The organism is Streptomyces sp. NPDC053542 (genome assembly GCF_044544685.1).
Classification (GTDB): domain Bacteria; phylum Actinomycetota; class Actinomycetes; order Streptomycetales; family Streptomycetaceae; genus Streptomyces.
The window spans coordinates 19,521-42,756 of sequence record NZ_JBITXL010000010.1; the positions used below are offsets into that span (position 1 = coordinate 19,521).

Annotated in this window: 21 protein-coding genes; 3 read left to right on the plus strand and 18 right to left on the minus strand. The window is 72.7% G+C overall.

What is annotated here, in order from left to right; translation table 11 throughout:
* Nucleotides 1–61 precede the first annotated feature (61 nt).
* The 3 genes from ACIGXO_RS26255 to ACIGXO_RS26265 all read right to left on the minus strand — a co-directional run bounded on the left by ACIGXO_RS26255 (nucleotide 62) and on the right by ACIGXO_RS26265 (nucleotide 3,061).
* Complete coding sequence (locus tag ACIGXO_RS26255; RefSeq protein WP_399791608.1) at nucleotides 62–1,231, minus strand: MBL fold metallo-hydrolase; 1,170 nt, start codon at nucleotides 1,229–1,231, stop codon at nucleotides 62–64.
* 155 nt (nucleotides 1,232–1,386) lie between these two features.
* Nucleotides 1,387–2,250 (minus strand): GNAT family N-acetyltransferase, encoded by an 864-nt coding sequence (locus ACIGXO_RS26260; RefSeq protein ID WP_399791610.1) that lies wholly within the window; start codon nucleotides 2,248–2,250, stop codon nucleotides 1,387–1,389.
* A gap of 43 nt (nucleotides 2,251–2,293) precedes the next feature.
* Nucleotides 2,294–3,061 carry an alpha-ketoglutarate-dependent dioxygenase AlkB gene (locus ACIGXO_RS26265; protein WP_399791612.1) on the minus strand — a complete coding sequence of 256 codons (768 nt, stop codon included), beginning with the start codon at nucleotides 3,059–3,061 and terminating at the stop codon, nucleotides 2,294–2,296.
* A gap of 361 nt (nucleotides 3,062–3,422) precedes the next feature.
* On the opposite strand from ACIGXO_RS26265, the gene ACIGXO_RS26270 reads away from it, so the two are divergent.
* Nucleotides 3,423–4,349, plus strand: coding sequence for a carbohydrate kinase family protein (locus ACIGXO_RS26270; RefSeq protein ID WP_399792151.1), 927 nt, complete (start codon nucleotides 3,423–3,425; stop codon nucleotides 4,347–4,349).
* 15 nt (nucleotides 4,350–4,364) lie between these two features.
* Here ACIGXO_RS26270 and ACIGXO_RS26275 read toward each other — a convergent pair whose 3' ends face one another.
* From ACIGXO_RS26275 to ACIGXO_RS26285, 3 genes are read right to left on the minus strand one after another with little or no spacing between them, the layout of a single operon-like run.
* Nucleotides 4,365–5,234 (minus strand): SAM-dependent methyltransferase, encoded by an 870-nt coding sequence (locus ACIGXO_RS26275; RefSeq protein WP_399791614.1) that lies wholly within the window; start codon nucleotides 5,232–5,234, stop codon nucleotides 4,365–4,367.
* Entirely contained in the window at nucleotides 5,231–5,509 is a 279-nt protein-coding gene (locus ACIGXO_RS26280) for a DUF397 domain-containing protein (RefSeq protein ID WP_399791616.1), read from the minus strand. The genes ACIGXO_RS26275 and ACIGXO_RS26280 overlap by 4 nt, the downstream gene beginning before the upstream one ends.
* Before the next feature lie 6 nt (nucleotides 5,510–5,515).
* On the minus strand, nucleotides 5,516–6,382 hold the full coding sequence (locus ACIGXO_RS26285) for a helix-turn-helix domain-containing protein (RefSeq protein ID WP_399791618.1): 867 nt from the start codon (nucleotides 6,380–6,382) through the stop codon (nucleotides 5,516–5,518).
* A 136-nt stretch (nucleotides 6,383–6,518) separates the two neighbouring features.
* On the opposite strand from ACIGXO_RS26285, the gene ACIGXO_RS26290 reads away from it, so the two are divergent.
* Nucleotides 6,519–6,962 carry an ATP-binding protein gene (locus tag ACIGXO_RS26290; protein WP_399791620.1) on the plus strand — a complete coding sequence of 148 codons (444 nt, stop codon included), beginning with the start codon at nucleotides 6,519–6,521 and terminating at the stop codon, nucleotides 6,960–6,962.
* A 47-nt stretch (nucleotides 6,963–7,009) separates the two neighbouring features.
* Here the strand turns inward: ACIGXO_RS26290 and ACIGXO_RS26295 are convergent, their stop codons facing one another.
* Nucleotides 7,010–7,855: an SGNH/GDSL hydrolase family protein gene (locus ACIGXO_RS26295; protein WP_399791622.1), complete on the minus strand. Its 846-nt coding sequence runs from the start codon at nucleotides 7,853–7,855 to the stop codon at nucleotides 7,010–7,012.
* A gap of 311 nt (nucleotides 7,856–8,166) precedes the next feature.
* On the opposite strand from ACIGXO_RS26295, the gene ACIGXO_RS26300 reads away from it, so the two are divergent.
* Nucleotides 8,167–8,979, plus strand: a complete 813-nt coding sequence (locus tag ACIGXO_RS26300) for a tyrosine-protein phosphatase (RefSeq protein WP_399791624.1) — start codon at nucleotides 8,167–8,169, stop codon at nucleotides 8,977–8,979.
* Between the two features lie 46 nt (nucleotides 8,980–9,025).
* Here ACIGXO_RS26300 and ACIGXO_RS26305 read toward each other — a convergent pair whose 3' ends face one another.
* From ACIGXO_RS26305 to hpnC, 11 genes are all read right to left on the minus strand, one after another.
* On the minus strand, nucleotides 9,026–10,222 hold the full coding sequence (locus tag ACIGXO_RS26305; RefSeq protein WP_399791626.1) for a serpin family protein: 1,197 nt from the start codon (nucleotides 10,220–10,222) through the stop codon (nucleotides 9,026–9,028).
* A 23-nt stretch (nucleotides 10,223–10,245) separates the two neighbouring features.
* Nucleotides 10,246–11,628 (minus strand): aspartate aminotransferase family protein, encoded by a 1,383-nt coding sequence (locus ACIGXO_RS26310; RefSeq protein WP_399791628.1) that lies wholly within the window; start codon nucleotides 11,626–11,628, stop codon nucleotides 10,246–10,248.
* Nucleotides 11,625–13,538, minus strand: coding sequence for a 1-deoxy-D-xylulose-5-phosphate synthase (gene dxs, locus ACIGXO_RS26315; RefSeq protein ID WP_399791630.1), 1,914 nt, complete (start codon nucleotides 13,536–13,538; stop codon nucleotides 11,625–11,627). Before dxs ends, ACIGXO_RS26310 begins: the two co-directional genes overlap by 4 nt.
* 74 nt (nucleotides 13,539–13,612) lie before the next feature.
* Nucleotides 13,613–14,779 carry a flavodoxin-dependent (E)-4-hydroxy-3-methylbut-2-enyl-diphosphate synthase gene (gene ispG / locus ACIGXO_RS26320; RefSeq protein WP_399791632.1) on the minus strand — a complete coding sequence of 389 codons (1,167 nt, stop codon included), beginning with the start codon at nucleotides 14,777–14,779 and terminating at the stop codon, nucleotides 13,613–13,615.
* A 4-nt stretch (nucleotides 14,780–14,783) separates the two neighbouring features.
* Nucleotides 14,784–15,809, minus strand: a complete 1,026-nt coding sequence (hpnH, locus tag ACIGXO_RS26325) for an adenosyl-hopene transferase HpnH (protein WP_399791634.1) — start codon at nucleotides 15,807–15,809, stop codon at nucleotides 14,784–14,786.
* A gap of 5 nt (nucleotides 15,810–15,814) precedes the next feature.
* A complete protein-coding gene (locus ACIGXO_RS26330) occupies nucleotides 15,815–16,459 on the minus strand; it encodes a 1-hydroxy-2-methyl-2-butenyl 4-diphosphate reductase (protein WP_399791636.1) in 645 nt (214 codons plus the stop codon).
* Nucleotides 16,460–18,487 carry a squalene--hopene cyclase gene (gene shc, locus ACIGXO_RS26335; RefSeq protein ID WP_399791638.1) on the minus strand — a complete coding sequence of 676 codons (2,028 nt, stop codon included), beginning with the start codon at nucleotides 18,485–18,487 and terminating at the stop codon, nucleotides 16,460–16,462.
* Between the two features lie 128 nt (nucleotides 18,488–18,615).
* Entirely contained in the window at nucleotides 18,616–19,737 is a 1,122-nt protein-coding gene (locus tag ACIGXO_RS26340) for a polyprenyl synthetase family protein (RefSeq protein WP_399791640.1), read from the minus strand.
* Nucleotides 19,734–21,197, minus strand: a complete 1,464-nt coding sequence (gene hpnE / locus ACIGXO_RS26345) for a hydroxysqualene dehydroxylase HpnE (protein WP_399791642.1) — start codon at nucleotides 21,195–21,197, stop codon at nucleotides 19,734–19,736. The genes ACIGXO_RS26340 and hpnE overlap by 4 nt, the downstream gene beginning before the upstream one ends.
* A gap of 118 nt (nucleotides 21,198–21,315) precedes the next feature.
* Nucleotides 21,316–22,269 (minus strand): presqualene diphosphate synthase HpnD, encoded by a 954-nt coding sequence (hpnD, locus tag ACIGXO_RS26350; RefSeq protein ID WP_399791644.1) that lies wholly within the window; start codon nucleotides 22,267–22,269, stop codon nucleotides 21,316–21,318.
* Nucleotides 22,266–23,201, minus strand: coding sequence for a squalene synthase HpnC (gene hpnC, locus ACIGXO_RS26355; protein WP_399791646.1), 936 nt, complete (start codon nucleotides 23,199–23,201; stop codon nucleotides 22,266–22,268). Before hpnC ends, hpnD begins: the two co-directional genes overlap by 4 nt.
* Nucleotides 23,202–23,236: the final 35 nt, after the last annotated feature.

Sequence of the window (23,236 nt, forward strand, 5' to 3'; positions counted from 1 at the left end):
GGTACGAACTGCCGTTCGCTGCCCGGGTGTTCATTCCCTTCGACTCCGCTTCCGCCGCCGCTCACTCCCCGGCGGCCGGCGCGCTCCCCGCCCCGCTCGCCATCGCCACGGGCCCCCTCGGCGGCCAGGCCGGCCAGCCGTGCACCGGCGGCACGGCGGCGGCCCGCCACCACGGCTCCACGGTCAGCTCGTCGGCGGGCTCGAACGGCTTGCCGGGAATCGGCGCCGCGAGCTTCGCGCCCGCCTCCATGGCCGCCGCTGCCGTGCGCTCCGCCGGCTCCGCCCATGGGTGCGGCGCGAGGTTGAAGGTGCCCCAGTGGATCGGCAGCAGGACGCCCGCGGGGCGGCCGCCGCCGAGGTCGAGGTGGGCGCGCAGGCCCTCTTCGGGCGTCATGTGGATGTCGGGCCAGAACTCCTCGCTGTACGCGCCGATCTGGATCATGGTGAGGTCGAACGGGCCGTGCGCCTTCCCGATCTCCGCGAAGCCGCCGAAGTAACCGGTGTCGCCGCTGTGGAACACGCGGTGCTCGGGCCCGGCGACCACCCAGGACGCCCACAGCGTGTGCTGCGGGCCGCGCAGCCCCCGCCCGCAGAAGTGCTGAGCCGGGGTGGCGGTCAGCGTCAGCTCGCCCACGCGCGTCGATTCGTGCCAGTCGAGCTCGGTGATCCGCTCCGGCGGTACGCCCCAGTACTCCAGGTCGGCGCCGATGCCGAGCGGCACGACGAAGGCGGTGCCGGAGGCGATCAGGCCCTGGATGGTCGGCATGTCGAGGTGGTCGTAATGGTCGTGCGAGATGACCACGGCGTCGACCGGCGCCAGCTCCGTCAGGGGCAGTGGCACGGGGTGCAGCCGCCGCGGCCCGATCCACGTGAACGGCGAGCAGCGCTCGCCCCAGACCGGGTCGAACAGCACCCGCTGCCCGTCGATCTCCGCCAGCACGCTCGAATGGCCCATCCAGGTGATGCGCAGGCCCGAGGCGGGCGGCCGGCCCCAGTCGGCGAGGGTCGGCCGGTGGACGGGTACCTCGCCCACCGGGGACCTGCGCAGCCTGCCGTCCCGGTTGAGCTGCGTACGGACCATCGGCAGGGTCTGGCCCTGGCTGAGCTGCCGCGTCTCGACCGGGTTGCGGAACTGTCCGTCCACGAACTGCGGGGAGCGGCGGATTCTGGCCAGGCGCTCACCTGTGGGCACGGCGCCGAATGCGGCGGTGCGCCACGAGCCGGTACTCATGCGCCAAGAACGGGGAGCGGTCACGACACCTCCAGGTCCGGGACGGTCACCACACCATCACCCTCAACGGACAACCTCGCGACCGGCCCACGCATTCCGCGTACCGCCGGTCGGGGGACGGGTACCCAGCCGGACGGCGGGGGACACCGAGTGCCTTACGGGGCCGGCGTGCCCTGCGGGAAGTCGTAACGGCGGTGCTCCCCGACGGGCCGGTAGCCGAGCCGCTCGTACAGGGCGGTGCTGGTGCGGTTGGCGGTGTCGGCGAACAGCAGCACCTGCTCGGCGCCGGCCGCGAGCGCGCGGCGCGTCACCGCGGCCGTGGCGCCTGCCGCGTAGCCGTTGCGGCGCAGCGCGGGCGGCGTGTAGACGGGGCCGACCCTGGCCATGCCGCCGACCGTACGGGTGCGGCCGGCGAGTGACGCCGGGCGCCCGTCGGCCTCCCAGAGCGTGAGCCCGCCGTAGGACAGCCGGTCGTCGACCGCGCGGTCGTGTCCGTACGGCTCGCCGCCGCTCTCGCGGGCGAACGCGCCCCACCAGTCCACGAGGAGCGCGCGGTCGGCGGCGGTGGCGGCACGGGCGCTGCCGCGCGGCGCCGGGTCCGGCGGGTCCGGCTCCCCCAGGCGGTAGAGCCGGAGGTGCGTCCGCAGCCGCGCGGCGCGGCCCGTGCGGCGCTCCCAGGCAGCGGTGAACGCGTCGGCGGCGGGCCGCGCGCCATTGGCCCCGCCGACCGGCAGCGGCCCGGCCGCGAGGATGTCCAGCAGCCCGGCGGCGGCCCGGTCGGGCATCGGCGAGAGCACCGGCGGGCGCGGCGGGGTCCACAGGAACGCGCCCGTGATCCGGCCGTCCGGGCCGCGCCACCAGCCGTACCGGGGTGGCTCGTCGCCGTAGGCCGCCGGGCCCGCGGCGGCCAGCGTGGCCGTGACGCCGAGCAGCACCGTGTGCTCGGCGGGGCGGGCGCGCAGGAAGCCGCCCGCGCCGGTCAGGAAGGTGTCGAGGTCGTCCGTCGTCGTCCAGCTCATGGTCCAGCGTGCCGCCGGGCGCGGCGGACGTGCACCCGGTTTTTCAGGGCCCCAGGGCGCCCACTCGGAGCGTGAGGTTCACGCGCCCCTTCAGACCGAGCGCCTCGGGGGCGGTGCCGGGTGCGGTACGGGGTACGCCGTGGTACGCCCACCGGGACGGGCCGCCGAACACGAAGAGGTCGCCGCTGCGCAGCTCGGCGTCGGTCCAGGGCCGGTTCCGGGTCTCGGTGTTGCCGAACCGGAAGACGCAGGTGTCGCCGAGGCTGACGGAGATCACGGGCGCGGCGGAGCGCTCGTCGATGTCCTGGTGCATGCCCATCCGGGCGTCGTCGCCGTAGAAGTTGAGCAGGGCGATGTCGTACGGCGCGTCGGGCGCGTACGGTGCCGCGTCGGCTCCGCTGCCGTACGCCGCCCGCAGCGCCCGGCCGGCGAGCGCGCGGAGCCGTTCGGGGAAGGGCTTCACGGGCGCGCCGTCGCCGTCCACGACGGTACGGGTGTAGGCGTACGGGTAGGAGTGCCGGCCCGGGCAGCCGGGGTTCACCCGGACCGCGCGGCCGCAGTCCGGGCAGCGCGGCACCGCGCTCCAGTGCCACCCCAGGCAGACCTGACGGACGGACATCACGCCGCCGCCCGGGGTCCGTACGGTCCGCAGCCCGGCCGGCGGCCTTGCCCACTCCCGGCACGCCGCCAGCAGTTCCCGCTGCTCCCCCGGGTCCAGCCAGCCCGGCACGTGTACCGCGCCGGGCGCCACCTCCGTCCGCTCGCGCGGGAACACCTCGCGCGGAAACAGTCCGTCCGCTTCGCCCTCCATGTCTCCATCATCCCCCGGGCCGCGCGCCGTCGGGTATCGGCCAAGTGGCGCCGCGCCCGGCGGCCCGCGGGGGCGGGTCCCGCGGGCTGAGCAACACGCGGAGACGGCCCCGCCGGGCGGACCGCACGGGACGGGTGCGGCACGCGAGCTGTCCGGAATGCGGTGGTGGGAGCGGTGCCGGGCACGTTCCGGTGGGTGACGGAGCGACGACTTGCCGTTGCGCGGGGTGCGTGGCGTCTACACTCCCCGAAGCGACCCCAATGGGCCGTTATCGGTCTCACCAGCCAGGGATTCAAGGACACTTGTGACATTCCAGCAGGGACTCCACCAGGACACCCGGCCGACGCAGCCGTACGACGTGCTGGTCGTCGGCGGATCGGGTGTGGACACGATCGTCCGGGTCGGCGCACTGCCGGTACCGCAGGCCGACTCCTTCGCCGTACCGCCGATCCGGGAATGGGCCGGGCATACGGGTACGGGCGTCGCGCTCGGCTGTGCGGCGCTCGGGCTGTCCACCGCGTTCGTGGACTTCATCGGTGCGGACCACGAGGGGGAGCTGGTCAGGGAGCGGCTGAAGGGCACCGGCGTCGACTTCGATCCGATGATCTCCCCGCACGGGACCCGCCGCGCGGTCAACCTCGTCTCCCCCGACGGCCGCCGCACGTCCTTCTACGACGGCCGGGACCCGCTCGAACTGCGGATGCCGCCCGAGCACTACTTCCCGTACCTCCGCCGGACCCGGCACGTGCATCTGTCGATCATGCACTTCGCCCGCTTCCTCTTCGACGACATCAGGGAGCTGGGCGTCCCCGTCTCCACCGATCTGCACGACTGGGACGGGCTGGCCGACCACCACCGGGAGTTCGCGCTCCGCTCGGACCTGGTGTTCCTCAGCGCGGCGGGCGCCGGGGAGCGGATCGGCGCGGTGATGCGCGAGATCCTGCGCGAGGGCCGCGCCGAGGCGGTGATCGCCACGGCGGGCGCGGGCGGCGCGTATCTGCTCACGCCGGACGACTCCACGCCGCGGCACGTCCCCGCCGCCATCCCGGCGGCCCCGGTGGTGGACAGCAACGGCGCGGGCGACGCCTTCGTGTGCGGCTTCCTGCACGGCCGGCTGGCCGGGCACGACCTGGAGGAGTGCGCCCGGCTCGGTACGCTCGCGGGCGCGCACGCCTGTACGTCGGAGGGCACGCACACCGCGCTCATCACAGCGGAGGAGCTGCTCGCGGCAGCGGCGGAAGAGGAGGAGCCCGCGGCAGAGCTGCGGGCCCCCTCGCTCACCCCGTGAAGCCCCGGGCGGGGCTCACTCCTTGATGCCCACCCCGCCGTAGAAGATCGTGTTGTTGATCTCTTCGGGGGTGGGCAGGGGGCCGTCCGGGCGCCACAGCGGTACCCGGACGACGCCCGGCTCCTGGAGCCGGAACGGACCGAAGAGCCGCTCGACCGCGGCCCTGTCGCGGAGGCTGAGCGTGGCGGTGGTGTTCTTGTAGACGTTCAGGACGCCGTCCCGCGCCACCTCGTCCGTGCGGCCCTCCGCGTACGCCTCGTACGGCTCGCCCGTGGCGTGGGAGAGGATCAGCCGGCTGCCGGCGGGCAGCGCCTCCGCAAGCGCGGCGACCAGGCCGGCCGGGTCCTCGTCGTCGCGTACGAAGTGCAGTACGGCGACGAGCAGCACGGCCACCGGCCGGTCGAAATCGATCAGCGACCGGACCTCGGGGTCGGCCAGCAGCTTCGCCGGGGCGCGGACGTCGCCGAGGACGAAGCCGGTGCCCGGCGCGTTGGTGAGCCGGGCGCCCGCGTGGGTGGCCACGATCGGGTCGTTGTCGGCGTAGACCACCCGCGCGTCCGGGGCCGACTCGCGCGCCACTTCATGGGTGTTGGGCGAGGTGGGGATGCCGGTGCCGAGGTCGAGGAACTGCCGGATGCCGGCGCCCGCCGCGTCCCGGACCGCGCGCTGCATGAAGGCGCGGTTGGCGCGGGCGCTGTCGCGGACCTGCGGGTGGACGCGGATCACCTCGTCGGCGGCCTCGCGGTCGATCGCGTAGTTGTCCCAGCCGCCGAGGTAGTAGTCGTACATCCGCGCGGGATGCGGCCTGCTGGTGTCGATCTCGTCCGCCGTGAAGCCCCGCTCCGCCGGAAGGCTGTGGTCCGCCGGGAAGGCCAGGTCGCTCATGCGCTCCTCCGGTCCCCGCACACACAGGGCGCCGCGTGCAGCAGGAAGTCCGCTTCGCCGGCCTTCGCGCCCCGGATGAAGCTCTCGATCTCGCCGTGGGTGTAGATCAGTGCCGGGCCGTTGGGGTCGGTGGACTGGCGCAGCGCCACCCGGCCGTCCTTGAGTCTCATCGCCTCGACGCACTCGCCGCCGTTGCCGCCGCTCCACGGCTTGTGCCAGCCCTCGCTGCCCAGCTCGCTGGCAGGCATGCCGTTGTAGATACGTATGCGATCCATGGGGGGTTAGATCTCCTTGCGAAAGCCACTCAGAAGGGCTGCGGTGCGGTGTGCGGGCACGGCCTGCGCGCACATCCGGTCCAGCGCCTCCAGGAACTGCGAGACATCGCCGCGCTGGTCGAAGTACACGGCGCCGACCAGGCTCTCCGCGTACGCGATGTCGGGCAGCTCCGGGATGGGGAACCGGAAGATGTGGAACGGCCCGTACATGGCGGGGTGCGGGCCGGTGGCGAAGGGGATGATCTGCAGCCGTACGTTGGGCAGTTCGGTGGCCTCGATCAGCCGGTCGAGCTGTTCGCGCATGACGTCGGAGCCGCCGACCGGGCGGCGCAGCACCGTCTCGTCCAGCACGGCCCACAGCATGGGCGCGTTGTCTCGGCGGAGCAGCGACTGGCGCTCCATGCGCAGGTCGACGGAGCGGTCGATCTCCTCGGGCGCGGCGTGCGGCATGCCGGCGCGCAGCACGGCGCGCGCATAGCCCTCGGTCTGCAGCAGGCCGGGTACGTAGTGCGGCTGGTAGGCGCGGATGAGGTTGGCGGCGCTCTCCAGGCTGACGTACGCGCTGAACCAGTCGGGCAGTACGTCGCGGAAGCGGTGCCACCAGCCGGGGCGGTTGGCCTCCCGGGCGAGTGCGACGAAGGTCTCACTCTCCTCCGCGTCGGTGACGCCGTAGGTGGCGAGCAGCTTCTCCACGTACGGGATCTTCAGCCCGACCTCGGCCTTCTCCATGCGGCGTACGGTCGCGTGCGTGACGTCCAGTGCCTCTGCGGCCTGTTCGAAGGAGAGTCCGGCCTTCTCGCGAAGGTCCTGCAGCCTCTTGCCGAGGACCACCCGCAGGACGGTCGGCGCCCCGCCCGACCGTGCGTCCACCACTTGTGATCTCCTCCAACTGAGTTACGTGCTCAGCAGTGTGTCATGCCATCAGAAGCGCCAACAGACTGTCATGACGATTCTGCAATTTACAGGTTGGTCCTTGCCAAGCTTGTTCAACATCGCACATAGTTACGGAGTGCCTTCCTCCCACGACGCGGAATCGTTAAGGGGATGCGGCGGCGTCGCCGTCCAACTCCTCAGCGACGCCTTCCATTTGCCGGCGCTGCGCACCTCCGTTCCGGAGGCCCGCCGAAGAGTCACGACCGCGCTGCGGGCATGGGGCGTCACCGAGCAGTTGCGCGACGACGCCGAGCTGGTGGTCTCGGAGCTGTTCACCAACGCCGTGCGGCACACCGACAGTGAGCGGGTCTCCTGCGAGCTGTCCCTCGACGGCGCGCGGCTGCGCGTGGCGGTCACGGACCAGGGACACAGCGACTCCCGGCCGCAGACCCAGCCCCGCAGCACGGACCGCGAGTCCGGCCGCGGCCTGCTGCTGGTCGGCGCGGTGTCGGAGGACTGGGGCGTCCGGCCCGCCGACACCGGCCGGGGCCGGGTCGTGTGGGCGGACCTCGCGTACTAGTGGGTCCTGGGCACTAGGGGACCTCGGGTACCGGCAGATCTCGCGTACTAGCGGATCGAGGCGGCCGTCTGCGTGAGGGCGGCCGCGTCGGCCTCCAGCAGCGCCAGTTCCGGCCGCTTCGCCGTGACGCGGTCGCCCGAGGACTCGCCGCGCAGCCGCCGCCCGATCCACGGCACGAGGTGTTCGCGCGCCCAGTGGATGGTCTCGCGGCGGGCGTCGGCCGCGCTGCGCGCTGCCTCCGGCGGCCAGGGCTGGTCCGGCTCGGCCGGCACGTCCAGGCCGAGCACCTGCGCCGCACGGAGCGCCACCCGGGTGTGCCCGTCGGGCGAGAGGTGCAGCCGGTCCTCGCTCCAGGCGCGGCGGTCCTGCACGGACTTCAGCGACCACAGGTCCAGGACCGGGCAGCCGTACTGGTCGGCGATGGCCCGTACATGGGCGGTGTACGTGGCGATCTTGCCGCGCAGGTGCCTGAGCACGGGGATGTCGCGGGTGTCGAAGCCGGTGCACAGCAGGACCGTGCCGACCGACTCCTTGAGGTCGGCGACCGCGGCGGCGTAGCGCTCGGCGACGGCGTCCGGGTCGGAGCCGGGCCGGAGGATGTCATTGCCGCCGGCACAGAAGGTCACCAGGTCCGGGCCGAGCTCCTTGGCCCGCGGGACCTGCTCGGCGACGATCTGGTCCAGGAGCCGGCCCCGTACGGCGAGGTTGGCGTACCGGAAGTCGTGCTCCGGGCGGCGGTCGGAGAGCAGTACCGCGAGGCGGTCCGCCCACCCGATGAACGTGCCGTCCGGACCGGGGTCGCCGACGCCCTCGGTGAAGCTGTCCCCGATGGCCGCGTACGACCCGAACGGGTCACTTTCCCTGCTGCTTATCTTCTTCGAATCCTCTGCCACGTCAGGACATACTTCACCTTCAGGAGTGACCTACGCCACCGTAACCATGGGTTGACGGCAGGTGATGATCGCCACTCAGTCAAATTCTGCCCAAGTCGGAATACGAGTGGACAGCAGCCCCGCCCTGAGACGGACGCCGAGCGAAGGCGGCGCGAGCGATACCGCGCGCGCCCCGACCGCAGACGGTCACATTCATCGGTCACGATCAGTGGCCGGACGAGCTAGTTGCCTATTGCACCAGTGCCGTATGGTCGAAACAGCCCGCTCGCCGACGAGCAGCGTCGGCGGCCGACGTAATAAGGAGCGCGCCCGTGACGACGCAGCAGCCGCCCCAGGTCCGGTCGACCGAGCCCCTGCTCACCGAGGTGCGCAACTTCCGGGACGTCGGCGGGCTGCCGACGGTCGACGGGCGGCGGGTGCGGCAGGGGCGGCTCTTCCGCAGCGGTCACCTGGCGCACGCCACGGAGGCGGACGCCGCCTTCCTCAGCACCCTCGGCCTGCACACCATCTTCGACTTCCGCAACGCCGCCGACATCAAGCTGGAGGGCCCGGACGTCACCCTGCCCGGCGTGCGGCACATCAACATCCCGCTCACCGACCCGGCCGACGGCGCGGAGTTCTGGGCGATGGTGCGCGACGGCGAGCTGGACCAGCTGCGCGCGGTGCTGGGCGACGGGCAGGCCGCGAGCCGGATGGCGCGCACGTACCGGCACATCATCTCGACCCGCACCGCCGACCACAGCCGAATACTGCACTCCATAGCCGAGGAGAGCGTGCCCGCGCTGATGCACTGTGCGGCCGGCAAGGACCGCGCGGGCCTGTCGATCGCGATCACGCTGCTCGCGGTGGGCGTGGAGCGCGAGGCCATCGAGGCGGACTACCTGGAGTCCAACGACCCGCGCCGGCGGTACAAGGTGCGCCGCTCGGACCGCTCGGCGGCCGGCATGTCCGAGGAGGTCATGGCGCTGCTCGCGCCCCTCTTCGACGCCCGCGCCGAGTACCTGCACGCGGCCTTCGACACCATCGAGTCCACCTGGGGCTCGACGGAGACCTACCTCACCGAGGGCCTGAAGCTCACCCCGGAGACCCGCGGCCGGCTGCGGGAACGCCTGCTGGAGGACTGACCGACGTGCGGTGCTGACGGGCCGGGCGCTCCGGGGTGCCGGCCCGTCAGCGCGCGTCGGGGCCGGCCACCCAGCCGGCGGCGAGGACCAGGCCGGTCTCCCGCTGTACGGCAAGGAACCCGAAGGGCCGGTCGAAGCGCGCCTCGACCTGCCGGGCCTTGTACGGCGGGGTCATCGGGGCGCTGCCGGGCATCGCGGCGACGGCGGTGACCGCCGCGGCGCGGAAGCCCAGCGGGCCGAAGGTCGCGGTGGCGGACTGCTTGGCCGCCGAGACGGCCAGCGGGTAGGCGCTGATGCCGGGGAAGTGGCCCCGCGTGGTGTCCAGCGCGCTCTCCAGGCCGAACAGCGCCGCGTGGTCGCGCAGGTCGTGTTCTGCGTCGACGGTGAACGGGACGGACCGGGTCACGAGGGTCGGCTGCTTGTCCCAGCTCGGCACGGCGGTGACGCCGACGCCCGGGGCAACCTCGTCGCCCTTGGGCAGCGCGTCCCCGTACGTGGTGGGGTACGCGCCGTCCAGGGCCGCGATCCCGGCGTCCAGTACCTCGCCACCGGCGTGGCCCTCGGGGCCGAGCACCAGATGCACATCGAGCCCGTTGTCGCCCTCGACGCGCAGCCGGGTGAGCGGGCCCCGCGGCGTGCTGTGCACCGCGAGGAGGTCGTCCAGGGAGCCGGAGCGGAGCAGTCCGGCCAGCCGGCGCCCGCGCCACGGTCCGGCCTGCGGGGTGAGCAGCGTCTCGGTGAACGGCGTCGTCCAGGTCGTCCGGACCACCAGCGCGGAGGCGAGCACGAAGAGCGTGTCCGGGCCGACGACCGGCGGCATCTTGCCGATCATGCCGTCGGTGCGCCGCGCGGCCCAGGCGTTCAGCTCCGCCAGGTCCGCCTCGACGTCCCCGGTGAGCTCGCCGTAGGTGTCCAGGGGCAGTTCGGCGCGCCACTCCGCGCGCAACTCCAGCGAGCGGCGCGCCCACAGGCCGATCGCAGCCCGGACGCCCGGCGCGGCTTCCAGCGCAGCGAGGAGCTCCCGGCCCGCCGCGGCGGCGGACTCGGCGGGCACGCCCAGGGCAGCGGCCAGCTCCGCGCGGGCCGGGCCGTGCGCCGGGCCAGCGAGCAGAGCGAGCAGCGGCCAGACACCGGCCGTCGTGAGGACGGTGCCACGCTCCGCTCCCCCGCCCTCACCTGCCGCGGCCCGCGCCCAGCCCGCCGTCATCGCGTTCACGGCCCGTACCGTCGTCGGTGCGACCACCGTCCGCCTCCCCCGTCATCGCCTCATCTGTGGGCGACCGCCTGCTTCACCAGCGTCCGCCCGAAGTCCCACATCAGGCCGCCGCCCGCGTGGGCGTCGTCCATGACGGCCGTGAACGCCTCGATGAAGCGGTCCACTTCCGGCTCGCCGATGATCAGCGGCGGGATGAGCTTAATGACTTCGAGGTGGTCGCCGGAGACCTGGGTGAGGATGCGGTGCTTCTGCAGCAGCGGTACGACGACCATCTGCGCGAAGAGTCCCTTGCGGGCCGCCTGGAGCATCGTCCAGCGGCCGCGCAGGGCCAGCGACTTGGGGCGGCCGAACTCGATGCCGATCATCAGGCCGCGGCCCCGCACGTCGTGCAGCAGCTCGTACTTCGGGATCAGCTCGGTCAGGCGGGCGCGCAGCAGGTCGCCCGTCGACCGCACCCCGGCGACGATCCCCTCGTCCTCCATGACGGTCAGGACCGCCAGCCCCGCGGCCATCGCCTGCGCATTGGACCCGAAGCTGGCGGAGTGCACCAGCACCCGGTCCATCGAGGAGTAGACCTTCTTGAAGACCGACTCCTTGCCGAGCGTGGCGCCGACCGGCACATAGCCGCCGGACAGCGCCTTGGCCACGCAGACCAGGTCCGGCTCGACGCCGGGCTCGTGCTGGTAGGCGAAGAAGTCGCCGGTGCGGCCGAGGCCGGTCTGCACCTCGTCGGCGATCAGCAGCGCCTTGTGCTTGTGCAGCAGGTCCTGTGCGGCGCGCAGGAAGCCCGGCGGAGTGGGGTGCACGCCCTTGCCCTGGATCGGCTCCACGACGAAGGCCGCCACGTCGCCGCGCTTCAGCTCCCGCTCCAGCGCGTCCAGGTCGCCCATCTCGACTGCGGTGTCCGGCAGCAGCGGCGCGAAGCCGTCGCGGAAGCCGGCCTCGCCGTTGACCGAGAGCGAGCCCGTGGTCAGGCCGTGGAAGGCGTGCGTGCAGTACAGGACGCGCGGGCGGCCCGTCGCGTACCGGGCGAACTTCAGCGCCGTCTCGACGGCCTCCGTGCCGCTGTTCCCGAAGAAGACCCGGTCCAGGTGCGGCGCGTACCGGAGCAGCTTCTCGGCGAGCAGTCCGGGCAGCGGCGGGCAGTCGAAGCGGGTGAGGTCGGCGAGCCCGGCGTCCAGTACGTCGTGCAGCGCCTGCCGGACCACGGGGTGGTGCCGGCCGAGGCCCATCACACCGAACCCGGCGAGCATGTCCAGGTAGTCCTGCCCCTGGTCGTCCCAGAAGTACGCGCCCTCGGCCCGCTCGTAGACCTTGTCGAAGCCGATGGTGTGCAGCATCCGCGGCAGCTGGTGGTTCAGGTACTTGGCGTGCAGGTCGTAGCGTTCGGCGCCGCGCTCGGCGAGCAGCTTGGTGAGGTCGAATCCGGTCATGCGTCGTTGGTCTCCTTGACGGCCGCGACGGCCGCCGCGCGGTCGTCCGTACGGGGCAGGCTCTCGGCGATGCGGCCCGCGATCTCCGCCGGGGTCAGGCCGATGTCGGCCAGCACCTCGCCCCGCTTGGCGTGCGCGAGGAACTGTTCGGGGATGCCGAAGGTGCGCAGCGGCAGGTCCACGTCGGCGTCGCGCAGCGCCTGGCCGACCGCCGAGCCGACGCCGCCGGTGCGGCTGCTGTCCTCCACGACGGCCACCGCGGCGTGCCGCGCGGCGAGCCGCGGGATCTCCGGGTCGACCGGCTTGACCCAGCGGGGGTCGATGACGGTGGTGCCGATGCCGCGCGCTTCGAGGAGGGCCGCCGCCTCCAGGCAGACCGGCGCCATCACGCCGACCGCGACCAGCAGCACGTCCTCCCGGCCGCCGCGGGCGAGGACGTCCACTCCCCCGGTCCGCTCCAGCGCGGGGACCGGGTCGCCGACGGACTCCTTGGGGTAGCGCACGACGGTCGGCGCGTCGTCGACGTCGAGGGCCTCGCGCAGCTGGGCGCGGAGCTGGTCGGCGTCGCGCGGCGCGGCGATCCGCAGGCCCGGCACGACCTGGAGGATCGACATGTCCCACATGCCGTTGTGGCTCGGCCCGTCGGTGCCGGTGACGCCGGCCCGGTCCAGTACGAAGGTGACCCCGCACCTGTGCAGCGCGACGTCCATCAGGATCTGGTCGAACGCGCGGTTGAGGAAGGTCGCGTAGACCGCGAAGACCGGGTGCAGGCCGCCGGTGGCGAGCCCGGCCGCCGAGACCGCGGCGTGCTGCTCGGCGATGCCCACGTCCCAGATCCGGTCCGGGTACGCCTCGGCGAACCTGCCCAGGCCCACGGGCTGCAGCATGGCGGCGGTGAGGGCCACCACGTCCGGGCGCTCGGCGCCGATGCGGACCATCTCGTCGCCGAAGACGGAGGTCCAGGACGGCGGGCCGGGCGGCGCGACCGGCGCGCAGGTCAGCGGGTCCATCACGCCGACGGTATGAAAGCGGTCGGCCTCGTCCTCCAGGGCCGGCCGGTAGCCGCGGCCCTTCTCGGTGAGGCAGTGCACCAGTACGGGACCGTGGAAGCGGGCGGCGCGGCGCAGCGCGGACTCCACGGCCTCGATGTCGTGCCCGTCGATCGGGCCGACGTACTTCAGGCCCAGGTCCTCGAACATCCCCTGGGGCGCGAAGGCGTCCTTGAAGCCCTTCTTCGCGCCGTGCAGCGACCCGTACAGCGGCCTGCCGACGACCGGCGTGCGGTGCAGGACGTCCTTGCCCCAGGACAGGAAGCGTTCGTAGCCGTCGGTGGTGCGGAGGGTGGCGAGGTGGTCAGCGAGGCCGCCGATGGTGGGCGCGTAGGAGCGCTCGTTGTCGTTGACGACGATGATCAGCGGCCGGTCCTCGGCCGCGATGTTGTTGAGCGCTTCCCAGGCCATGCCGCCGGTGAGCGCGCCGTCCCCGGTGACCGCGACGACGTGGTCGCTCTTCCCCAGTACCTGGTTGGCCTTGGCCAGCCCGTCGGCCCAGCCGAGGACGGTGGAGGCGTGGCTGTTCTCGATGACGTCGTGGACGGATTCCTCGCGCGAGGGGTACCCGGACAGACCGCCCTTGCCGCGGAGCTTGGAGAAGTCCTGCCGGCCGGTCAGGATCTTGTGGACGTACGACTGGTGCCCGGTGTCCCACAGGATGCGGTCGGCGGGCGAGTCGAACACCCGGTGCAGGGCGATGGTCAGCTCCACCACGCCCAGGTTGGGGCCGAGGTGGCCGCCGGTGCGGGCGACCGCCTGGATGAGGAACTGGCGGATCTCCGCGGCCAGTTCGCCGAGGCGGTCGACCGGTACCTCCTTGAGGTCCTGCGGTTCCCGGATGTATTCGAGCATCGACATGCTGGGTCCCCCTCCTCTTTTTCCTGCCGGCGGAGCCGTCGGGGTCGCGGCCGGCGGCTCCGCCGGATGTCGGTTCAGCCGACGGTGACGTCGGGGGCGCCGGTGGCCGCTCCCTCGGCTGCCATGCGTTCGGCGATCTTCATGGCCTCCTCGATGAGGGTCTCCACGATCTTCGACTCCGGGACGGTCTTGATGACCTTGCCCTTGACGAAGATCTGCCCCTTGCCGTTGCCGGAGGCGACACCCAGGTCGGCCTCGCGGGCCTCACCGGGACCGTTCACCACGCAGCCCATCACTGCGACGCGGAGCGGCACCTCCATGCCGTCCAGTCCCGCGGTGACCTCTTCGGCCAGCTTGTACACATCCACCTGCGCACGCCCGCACGACGGGCAGGAGACGATCTCCAGGCGGCGCTGCCGCAGGTTCAGCGACTCCAGGATGGAGATACCGACCTTGACCTCCTCCGCCGGCGGCGCGGAGAGCGAGACGCGGATCGTGTCGCCGATGCCCTCGGACAGCAGCGCGCCGAAGGCGACGGCCGACTTGATGGTGCCCTGGAAGGCCGGGCCCGCCTCGGTGACACCCAGGTGCAGCGGGTAGTCGCACTGCGCGGCCAGCTGCCGGTAGGCGTTGACCATGACCACCGGGTCGTTGTGCTTCACCGAGATCTTGATGTCGCGGAAGCCGTGCTCCTCGAAGAGGCTCGCCTCCCACAGCGCCGACTCCACCAGCGCCTCGGGGGTGGCCTTGCCGTACTTCTGCAGCAGGCGGCGGTCCAGGGAGCCCGCGTTCACGCCGATGCGGATCGGGGTGCCGGCGTCGTTGGCCGCCTTGGCGATCTCCTTGACCTTGTCGTCGAACTGCTTGATGTTGCCCGGGTTCACCCGGACCGCCGCGCAGCCCGCGTCGATCGCCGCGAACACGTACTTCGGCTGGAAGTGAATATCGGCGATCACCGGGATACCGGACTTCTTCGCGATCACCGGCAGCGCGTCCGCGTCGTCCTGCGTCGGGCACGCCACCCGCACGATCTGGCAGCCCGAAGCCGTCAGCTCCGCGATCTGCTGCAGCGTCGCCCCGATGTCCGCGGTCCGCGTCGTCGTCATCGACTGCACGGAGACGGGCGCACCCCCGCCCACGGCCACCGGCCCGACCTGGATCCGGCGCGAGACGCGCCGGATGGCCAGGGGCCGGGCCGGAACCTCGGGGAGCCCCAACCTGACAGGCTCACCAATGGTCATGACGTCACCCGCGGCTTCCGGCGACGGTCTCGCGGGCGGCGCGCAGCGACTCCTTCAGGGAGCCCATGGTCGCCAGGACGGCGGTCGGCTCGTAGCCGCAGTGCGCCATGCAGTTGGCGCAGCGCGGGTCCTTGCCGCGGCCGTACTTGTCCCAGTCCGTCTCCTCGATCAGCTCCCGGTACGTGGGGACGTACCCGTCGCTCATCAGGTAGCAGGGGCGCTGCCAGCCGAACAGGGAGTAGTTCGGGATCGCCCAGGCGGTGCAGGGGAAGTCCGCCTTGCCCTCCAGGAAGTCCAGGAAGAGCGGGCTGTGGTTGAGCCGCCAGCGGCGCCGGTTGCCGCCGGCGAACGCCTTCTTGAACAGCTCCCTGGTCTGCTCGACGCCGAGGAAGTGCTCCTGGTCGGGGGCCTTCTCGTAGGCGTAGGCGGGCGAGAGCATCATCTCGTCGACCTTGAGGTCGTCGTTGAGGTAGTTGAGCACCTCGATGATGGTCTGCGGGGTGTCGGTGTTGAAGAAGGTGGAGTTGGTGGTGACGCGGAAGCCGCGGCGCTTGGCCTCCTTGATGGCCGCCACGGCCTCGTCGAAGACGCCTTCCTTGGCCACGGACTCGTCGTGCCGCTCGCGCATCCCGTCGATGTGCACGGCGAAGGCGAAGTACGGCGACGGGGTGAACTTGTCCATCTTCTTGCGCAGCAGCATGGCGTTGGTGCACAGGAAGACGTACTTCTTCTTGGCGACCAGCTGGCGCACGATCTCGTCGATCTGAGGGTGCATCAGGGGCTCGCCGCCCGCGATGGAGACCATCGGGGCGCCGGATTCCAGTACGGCACCGACCGCCTGGGCGACCGGCATCCGCTGCTTCAGCACCCCGGCCGGGTGCTGGATCTTTCCGCAGCCCTCGCACGCGAGGTTGCACGCGTAAAGCGGCTCCAGCTCGACGATGAGCGGGAACTTCGCACGCCGCCGGAGCACTTTCTGTTCAAAGAGATACGTCCCGACCCTGATGGTCTGACGGAGCGGCATGGCCATCTGGCTCACCTCCTGGGGAGCAGCAAAGAACGGTGCCATTCAAAGAAAACGGGAAGGACGGCACACAAGACACGGAAGGCCGATATTCCCCCGCGTATCGTCCCAATACGAACGAGTTCGTGCTCTGGAGCGTCCACGACCACCCGGACGGCGGCAACGGGGCGGGGCCCGGCCCGCAGCGCACTGCCGAGCGTCGCCGCGGACTCCATGTCCACGGCGACCGCCCCGGCGGCGTGCAGCGCGGTCCGCTCGGCGCCGCGTACGACGTGGTCACTGCCGAGCAGCAGCCCGGAGTGCACGGTCAGGCCGCGCTCCTTCAGGGCCGCGACGAGCGGCGCGTTGTCGCGGCAGACGGCCTCGGGGCGGTCCGGCTGGTGCTCGCGGGTGGCGTCCGCGACGACCACGTCACCGGGGCGCATGCCCGGCGCGAGCCCGGCGCAGAAGCCGCTGGCGACGACCGGCGAGGCCGCGGTGGGCGAGCCGGCGCCGAGCGCGGCGCCGATGGCCCGCTCCGCCGCCTGCGGGCCCATGCCCGTGCGGAGCACCGTGCCGGCCGGGCCGCCGCGCAGCGCGAGGCGCTCGATGCCGAGCGCGCAGGCGACCAGCAGCGGTGGCGGCGGGCCCGGGGACGGGCCGTCCGGGACGGTCATCTAGGACCTCACGGCCGCTCCGGCCGGACCGCCGCCCAGATAGCGGCCCAGGGCCGTGAGCGGGAAGACCTGCCGGTAGAGGTGGTAGTTGATGGAGAAGTCCCAGGGGAAGCCGGTACCGGTGAAGTACGGCTCGTCCCAGGAGCCGTCGGGGCGCTGCGTGGCGGCCAGCCACCGCACGCCGCGCTCCACGGCCTTGCTCTCCCGCTCGCCGGCCGCGAGCAGCGCCATAAGCGCCCAGCCGGTCTGCGAGGCGGTCGAGGCGCCGCGCCCGATCCAGTCGCGGTCCTTGTAGGAGCGCTGGTCCTCGCCCCAGCCGCCGTCGTCGTTCTGCACGCTCTCCAGCCAGGCGACCGCGCGGCGGATCGCGGGGTGCGAGGCGGGGATGCCGGCCGCGACCAGCGCGGGCAGTACGGAGCCGGTGCCGTAGACGTAGTTGGTGCCCCAGCGGCCGAACCAGGCGCCGGTCGGGTCCTGCTCGGCCAGCAGCCATTCGATGCCGCGCCGGATACGCGGGTCGTGGGTGCTGCCGACGTCCGCCGCCATCTCCACGACGTGCGCGGTGACATCGGCCGACGGCGGGTCGATGACCTCGCCGAAGTCGCAGAAGGGCAGCCGGTCCGGGAAGGGGCTGGTGTTGTCGGCGTCGAAGGCGCCCCAGGCACCGTTGCGGGACTGCATGCCGAGGTTCCAGCGCACGGCGCGGCGCACGGCGTCCTCGACGCGCTGCGGGTCCGGGTGCTCGACCCGGCGCAGCGCGAGGACGACCTCGGCGGTGTCGTCGATGTCCGGGTAGTTGTCGTTCTCGAACTCGAAGGCCCAGCCGCCGGAGGGCAGCGTCGGCCGGCGCACGGCCCAGTCGCCGGGCCGGTCGATCTGCTCGTCCAGCATCCAGTCGGCGGCCTTGACCAGCTGCGGGTGGTCGCGGGGCAGTCCCGCGTCGGCGAGCGCGATGGTGGCGAGGCAGGTGTCCCAGACCGGGGACTGGCACGCCTCGATCATGCGAACGGGAGCACCGTGCCCGTCCTCGCGCCAGACCGTGAAGCGGTCCAGGGAGGCCAGGCCCTCGCGGAGCACGGGGTGGTCCAGGTCGTAGCCCAGCAGATGCAGCGCGATGACCGAGTAGACCGCGGGCGGCTGGATGCCGCCCCAGCAGCCGTCGTTCTCCTGCCGCTCGATGATCCAGCGCGCCGCGGTGCGCATCGCACTGCGGCGCAGCCGGCGCGGCGCGACCTTGCGGTAGGCGTGCAGCGCCTTGTCCAGGCGCTGGAAGAGGCCGTCCCAGGTGGTGACGGGGGCGAGCGGCCGCGGCGGGTTCGGATTCCGCGGGTCGGTGTGCAGCTCGTCGAGGGCGAACGGCGCGGGGCGTACGGGCCGGTGGGCCGAGACGATCGTCAGCGGGACGATGGTCTGCCGGGCCCAGCAGCCGAAGTCGTAGATATTGAGCGGGAACCACTTCGGGAGGGCGATGAGCTCGGGGGGCAGGTCCGGCAGGTCCTCCCACTTCCACCAGCCGAAGAGGGCCAGCCAGATGCGGGTGAAGACGCGGGCCGCCGCGATGCCGCCCTGCGCACGGATCCAGGCGGAGGCCCTGGCCATGTGCGGCTCGTCGGGCCGGTCGCCGGCCAGGCGGAGGGCGACATAGCCCTCGATGGTGGTGGAGAGCTCGCCGGGGCCGCCGTAGAAACTGGCCCAGGTGCCGTCGTCGCGCTGCTCGCCGCGTACGAAGCGGGCCGCGGCCTCGGTGGTCTTCGGGTCGCTGATGCCCAGGAACTGGCGGAGCATCAGGTCCTCGGCGTCCATCGTCACATTGGTGTCGAGGTCGCCCTTCCACCAGCCGGCGGGGTCCTGGAGGGAGAGGAGATATTCGGTGGCCCGGGCGGTCGCCTGCCGCGCCGCGCCCGTCAGGTCGTCGGGCGCCGGGGGCGGGGTCGCGGGCCTCTGGTCGGTGGTCTCAGCGGTGGCATCGCTGGCCGCGGGTGCCCGGGACGGCAGTGCCCCGGTGCTTCCGTCGGTCGTCGCTGTCATGGCTTCCCCTTCTGCAGTAATCAAAGACAAATGCATGGGGCTTCCGTCGGCCGGTGCCGGCCCCGGTATGGCGTACCGGGGCGGCCGGCACCGGCCGGCGACTGCGAACTAGTTCGGTGTAATCGTGATCATCTCTTCCGTACGACGACGAAGTCCGCGAGGGCGACGAGCTGGCCGCGGACCGCTTCGGGCATATCGACCTCGTCGAGTGCGGCGATCGCGGTGGCGTGCTGGCGGCGGGCCTCCTCCGAGGTCCACTCGCGGCCGCCGGCCTCCTCGATGAGGGCTGCGCGGGAGGCGAACTCCGCCTCCGTGAAATCGGCGATCTCGGTCTCGCTCTTCTTGGCGTCCTCGGCCAGAATGCGGGCGAGCTTCTCGGATGCCGGGCCGCCCGCGTCCAGGGCGGCGACGACCGGCAGCGACTTCTTGCGCTGCCGCAGGTCGGACCAGGTCTGCTTGCCGGTGGCCTCCGGGTCGCCCCAGATGCCGAGCAGATCGTCGACGGCCTGGAAGGCGAGGCCGAGGTGGTAGCCGTACTTCTCCAGGACGTCGGCGGTGCGGTCGCTCGCGCCGCCCAGTACCGCGCCGATGGAGACGGCGCAGGCCAGCAGCGCGCCGGTCTTGTTGCCCTCCATCTCCAGGCACTCCGCGACGGTGACCCGGTCGCGGTGCTCGTAGGAGATGTCCTGGGCCTGGCCGTCGATCAGCTTGCGGGTGGCGACGGTGAGCCGGCGCGTCGCGCGCCCGGCGTCCACGGTCTCCAGCTCCAGCAGTATCTCGTTGGCGAGCGCGAAGAGCGCATCGCCGACCAGGATGGCCTGGGCGGGTCCGTGCACCTTCCATACGGTGTCGCGGTGGCGGCGCTGCTCGTCGCCGTCCATGAGGTCGTCGTGCAGCAGCGAGAAGTTGTGCACGAGCTCCACGGCGACGGCGCCGGGGATGCCGACCTCGGGCGCGGCGCCCGCGGCCTCGGCCGAGAGCAGGGCGAGGGCCGGGCGCACGGCCTTGCCGCCGTCGCCGGCCGACGGCGCTCCCGCGGCGTCGATCCAGCCGAAGTGGTACGCGGCTACGGTGTCCATCGGAGGCGCGAGCCGGTCAACGGCGGCCCGCAGCACCGGAGTGGCAAGCCTGCGCCCGCGCTCCAGGAGTGCGGTGACCGCCTCGGTGTCGATTACTGGGGAAGCCGGATTCACGGTTTCTCCTCTGTTTCCGGTGCTCGTGCTCGTGCGAGCGCGCGTACTCGTTGTCATGCCGCCTCCTGGGGCAGTGATCCCTGGGGGAAGCCGAGTTCGATGAGTGCCTCGCGGGCGGCACTGATGCCGCTGCGAACAGCGCTTTCCATGGTCGCGGGCCACCCTGTGGCGGTCCACGCACCGGCCAGGTACAGGCCGGTGGACTGAGTGCGGGCAGCGGCGCGCAGCCTGCCGACGCCCGGTGCGGGTGCGAACGTCGCGGTGCGCTCACGGGTGACGAAGAAGTCGCGGACCTTCGCGCCGCGCGCGGCGGGCAGCACCCGCGCGAGCTCCGGGAGGTACCGCTCGCGCAGCACGCCGACCGGCAGGTCGATCTCGTCCTGCGCCGCGGACTGCGAGACGGCGAGATACTGCCCGCCGCCCTGCAGCCCGGACGCCTCCGTGCGGTCGAAGACCCACTGCAGCGGCGAGCCGAGCGTGGCGAAGAACGGGCGGCGCAGGACCTTGCGGTCGTAGAGCACGTGCACATTGAGGATGGGGGCCGTGCCGATGTCCAGCAGCCGGTCCGGGCGGTCCAGCGCGCCGGGCGGCAGCAGGCCGTGCGTCTCGCGCTGCGGCAGGGCCAGTACGACCGTGTCGGCGGCCAGCTGCTCCTGGCTGTGCGGCCCGTTCTCGACGGTGACCTGCCAGCGCTGCTCGTCGGTCCGGGTCACGGCGCTCGCGCGGGTACGCGTCTCGACGCGCACCCCGGCCTTCTCCAGCGCGGCCCGGGCGAGCGTGTCGTGGACCTCGCCGAGCGGGACGCGGGACCAGCCGATGTCGGCGGCGCCGGGGTCGGAGAGCAGGCCGGTCTTGAAGACCATGGCGGCGAGCCCGGCGGAGGCGTCGGCGGCGCGGGCGTTCAGCGTGGCGACGCCGACCAGGTCCCACAGGGCCTCGACGGCGCGCGGCGACTGGCCGTGCCGGGCGAGCCAGGTCGCGAAGTCGATGCGGTCCAGCGCGGGGTCGGCGGGGTCCAGGGCCTTCAGGGCGAGCGCGGCGCGGCCGACGGAGGCGCGCTCGGCGAGCGAGAGGTGCGGGTAGCCGGCCAGGCTCGCGGCGAGGTGCAGCGGTACGGGCAGGGCGGTGCGGCGCAGCCGGCCCAGGCGCATGCCCGCCGCGGCGCGGGCCGGGTCGGCGTCCAGCACCGGTACGTCCAGCCGGTCCTGGATCGGCATCAGCTGCGCGCCGCCGACGCGCTCCAGGAAGTCCCGGTAGGCGGTGCAGCAGCGCAGGTAGACGTGCTGGCCGTTGTCCACGCTCAGCTCGCCGGCCGGGGAGTCGCGGCGGAAGGAGAAGGCGAGGCCGCCGAGGCGCGGCCGGCCCTCGACGAGGGTGACGCGCAGCCCGGCGTCGGCGAGCGCGAGGGCCGCGGCGGTGCCCGCGAGGCCGCCGCCGACGACGACCGCGGTGGCGCCCCCGTCTCCGGAGGTGCCCGCGGTGACGTGCGTGGCCGGCCGTGTGTCGGCGGAAGTCATGCGTCCTCCCGGGATGCTGCTGTCATGGACGCAGCAATACGCCGCGGAGTTGCCCGCCGCTCCGGGGCCCGTCGCACGGCGCGTACCTGCGCGAGCGCGCCCTGGCTCGCTCGGCTTCTCATGCGCGCCTCCTGACGGCCTGGCGGCGGCCGATCGCCCGGGCGTCGAGCCCGGACAGGCCGCGGACGGCGACGAACGCCTTCTCGTGGCCGGGCAGCGAGACCCGGCCGCGCAGCACCGCCTCGGGGTCGTCGGAGATCCGGCGCAGCAGGCGGTGGTAGATGCCGGCCATCGCGGCGACGCAGGCGCCGGAGCGCCGGTCGAGCATGGGCAGCAGCCGGAAGCCCTCGGCGAACAGGGTGCGGGCCCGGCGCACTTCGAAGTGGACGAGGCCGGTGAAGTCCGCGCCGGAGGGCGGGACGGAGCCGTGGAAGCCGGCGGCGCAGCCGAACTTCGCCAGGTCCTCGGCGGGGAGGTACGTACGGCCGTTGGCCGCGTCCTCGCGGACGTCCCGGAGGATGTTGGTCAGCTGCAGGGCGAGCCCCAGCGTATCGGCGTACTCGGGGGCGCGGTCTGCCTCCGAGGCGCCGGGCACGGTGCCGAACACGCCGAGCGAGAGCCGCCCGATGGCCCCGGCGACGCAGCGGCAGTACGCCTTGAGGTCGTCCCAGGTCTCGTACGTCTCGCCGTGCACATCCATCAGGACGCCGTCGATCAGCTCGTCCAGACCGCCCAGCGGCAGCGGGAAACGGCGCGCCGCGTCCGCGAGCGCGACCGCGACCGGGTCGGTGTCGTCCTCGGCGACCCGGCCGTCCTTGATGCGCGCCAGCAATCCTCGGGTGTCCGCGAGCCGCTGCTCCTTCTCGGCGGGCGCCAGCGCGCCGTCGCCGATGTCGTCCACCCGGCGCGAGAACGCGTACAGCGCCGACATCGCCTGGCGCTTGTCGGCGGGCAGCAGTCTGATTCCATAAGCGAAGTTACGTGCCTGCTGCCCGGTGACGGCCTCGCAGTAGCGGTACGCAGCGAGCACCGGCGCGGACGCGTGTGCGGTTGCCTCCACGGTCCGACTCACCCCTCTCTTCGCAGTGTCGCCCCTACCGCGCGCAGCAAACTGAGCTTGCTGGGCTTGGGCGGTCCAGGGAGGACGTCATGATCGGCGGCCGCTACCGCCTGGAGGGCGGCACGTCCGCCGGCGACGAAGCCGGCGAGCAGCAGTTTGAGTCTGCCGTGGACGCTACCCACCAGCGGGGCACCTTCATTCAGCAGGTCACGGGCGCGTTCCGCCTCGAATGCAACCAGCGCACGCGCCTGTGCGCCCCCTGTCGGAGCAGCCAGGTCGGATTCCGCGACACCAAAGCGCTTCATGTCTTCGGCGGGCAGATAGATACGGTCCCTCCGGAGGTCCTCGGCCACATCCTGGATGTGTTCGACGATCTGGAGGGCGGTGCAGATGGCATCCGAACGGCGGACCCGTTCGGGCGTGGTCGTGCCCGTGATGCCCAGGACCAGCCGGCCCACGGGGTTGGCGGACAGCTCGCAGTAGTCCTGCAGGTCCGCGTAGCTCTCGTAACGGGTGACGCGCTGGTCCTGCCGATTGGCTTCGATCAGACGCTCGAACGGCTCGGGGCTCAGCCCGCAGCGGCGCACGGTCGGGCCGAGGCGGCGCATGAGGGGGTGCCGGGGGCCCGGCGCCCGGTCGCTGTAGACCCGGCGCAGGTCGGCCTCCAGGGCGTCCAGCAGTGCGAGCCGGTCTTCCCCGCTCTCCGCTGCGCTCGAGCGGGAGGTGCCCCCGTCCCGCGCGCGGTCGAGGCCGAGCAGTACCGCGTCGGCGCCGCCCGGCGCGAGGTCGCCGTCGCCGATGTCGTCGACCAGCCGGGCGAACCCGTAGACCGCCATCAGGTCGGCGCGCCAGGCGCGGGGCAGGAAGAACGGCGCGACGGGGAAGTTCTCGTGCGCGGCCTTGTCGAGGACGGCGCGCTCGGGCGCGACAGGCTCCGGGCTCACCGGAGGCTGCCCGGCGCGTTCCGGAGCCGGAGAGA

Excerpts from the sequence above, each read along its gene's own strand:
- dxs (WP_399791630.1), bottom strand. The coding sequence starts at position 13,538 with ATGTCGATGCTCGAATACATCCGGGAACCGCAGGACCTCAAGGAGGTA.
- ACIGXO_RS26280 (WP_399791616.1), bottom strand. The coding sequence starts at position 5,509 with ATGGATCGCATACGTATCTACAACGGCATGCCTGCCAGCGAGCTGGGC.
- ACIGXO_RS26260 (WP_399791610.1), bottom strand. The coding sequence starts at position 2,250 with ATGAGCTGGACGACGACGGACGACCTCGACACCTTCCTGACCGGCGCG.
- ACIGXO_RS26310 (WP_399791628.1), bottom strand. The coding sequence starts at position 11,628 with ATGACCGGATTCGACCTCACCAAGCTGCTCGCCGAGCGCGGCGCCGAA.
- hpnH (WP_399791634.1), bottom strand. The coding sequence starts at position 15,809 with ATGGCCATGCCGCTCCGTCAGACCATCAGGGTCGGGACGTATCTCTTT.
- ACIGXO_RS26275 (WP_399791614.1), bottom strand. The coding sequence starts at position 5,234 with ATGAGCGACCTGGCCTTCCCGGCGGACCACAGCCTTCCGGCGGAGCGG.
- ispG (WP_399791632.1), bottom strand. The coding sequence starts at position 14,779 with ATGACCATTGGTGAGCCTGTCAGGTTGGGGCTCCCCGAGGTTCCGGCC.
- ACIGXO_RS26340 (WP_399791640.1), bottom strand. The coding sequence starts at position 19,737 with ATGACAACGAGTACGCGCGCTCGCACGAGCACGAGCACCGGAAACAGA.
- ACIGXO_RS26255 (WP_399791608.1), bottom strand. The coding sequence starts at position 1,231 with ATGAGTACCGGCTCGTGGCGCACCGCCGCATTCGGCGCCGTGCCCACA.
- hpnE (WP_399791642.1), bottom strand. The coding sequence starts at position 21,197 with ATGACTTCCGCCGACACACGGCCGGCCACGCACGTCACCGCGGGCACC.
- ACIGXO_RS26265 (WP_399791612.1), bottom strand. The coding sequence starts at position 3,061 with ATGGAGGGCGAAGCGGACGGACTGTTTCCGCGCGAGGTGTTCCCGCGC.
- ACIGXO_RS26330 (WP_399791636.1), bottom strand. The coding sequence starts at position 16,459 with ATGACCGTCCCGGACGGCCCGTCCCCGGGCCCGCCGCCACCGCTGCTG.
- shc (WP_399791638.1), bottom strand. The coding sequence starts at position 18,487 with ATGACAGCGACGACCGACGGAAGCACCGGGGCACTGCCGTCCCGGGCA.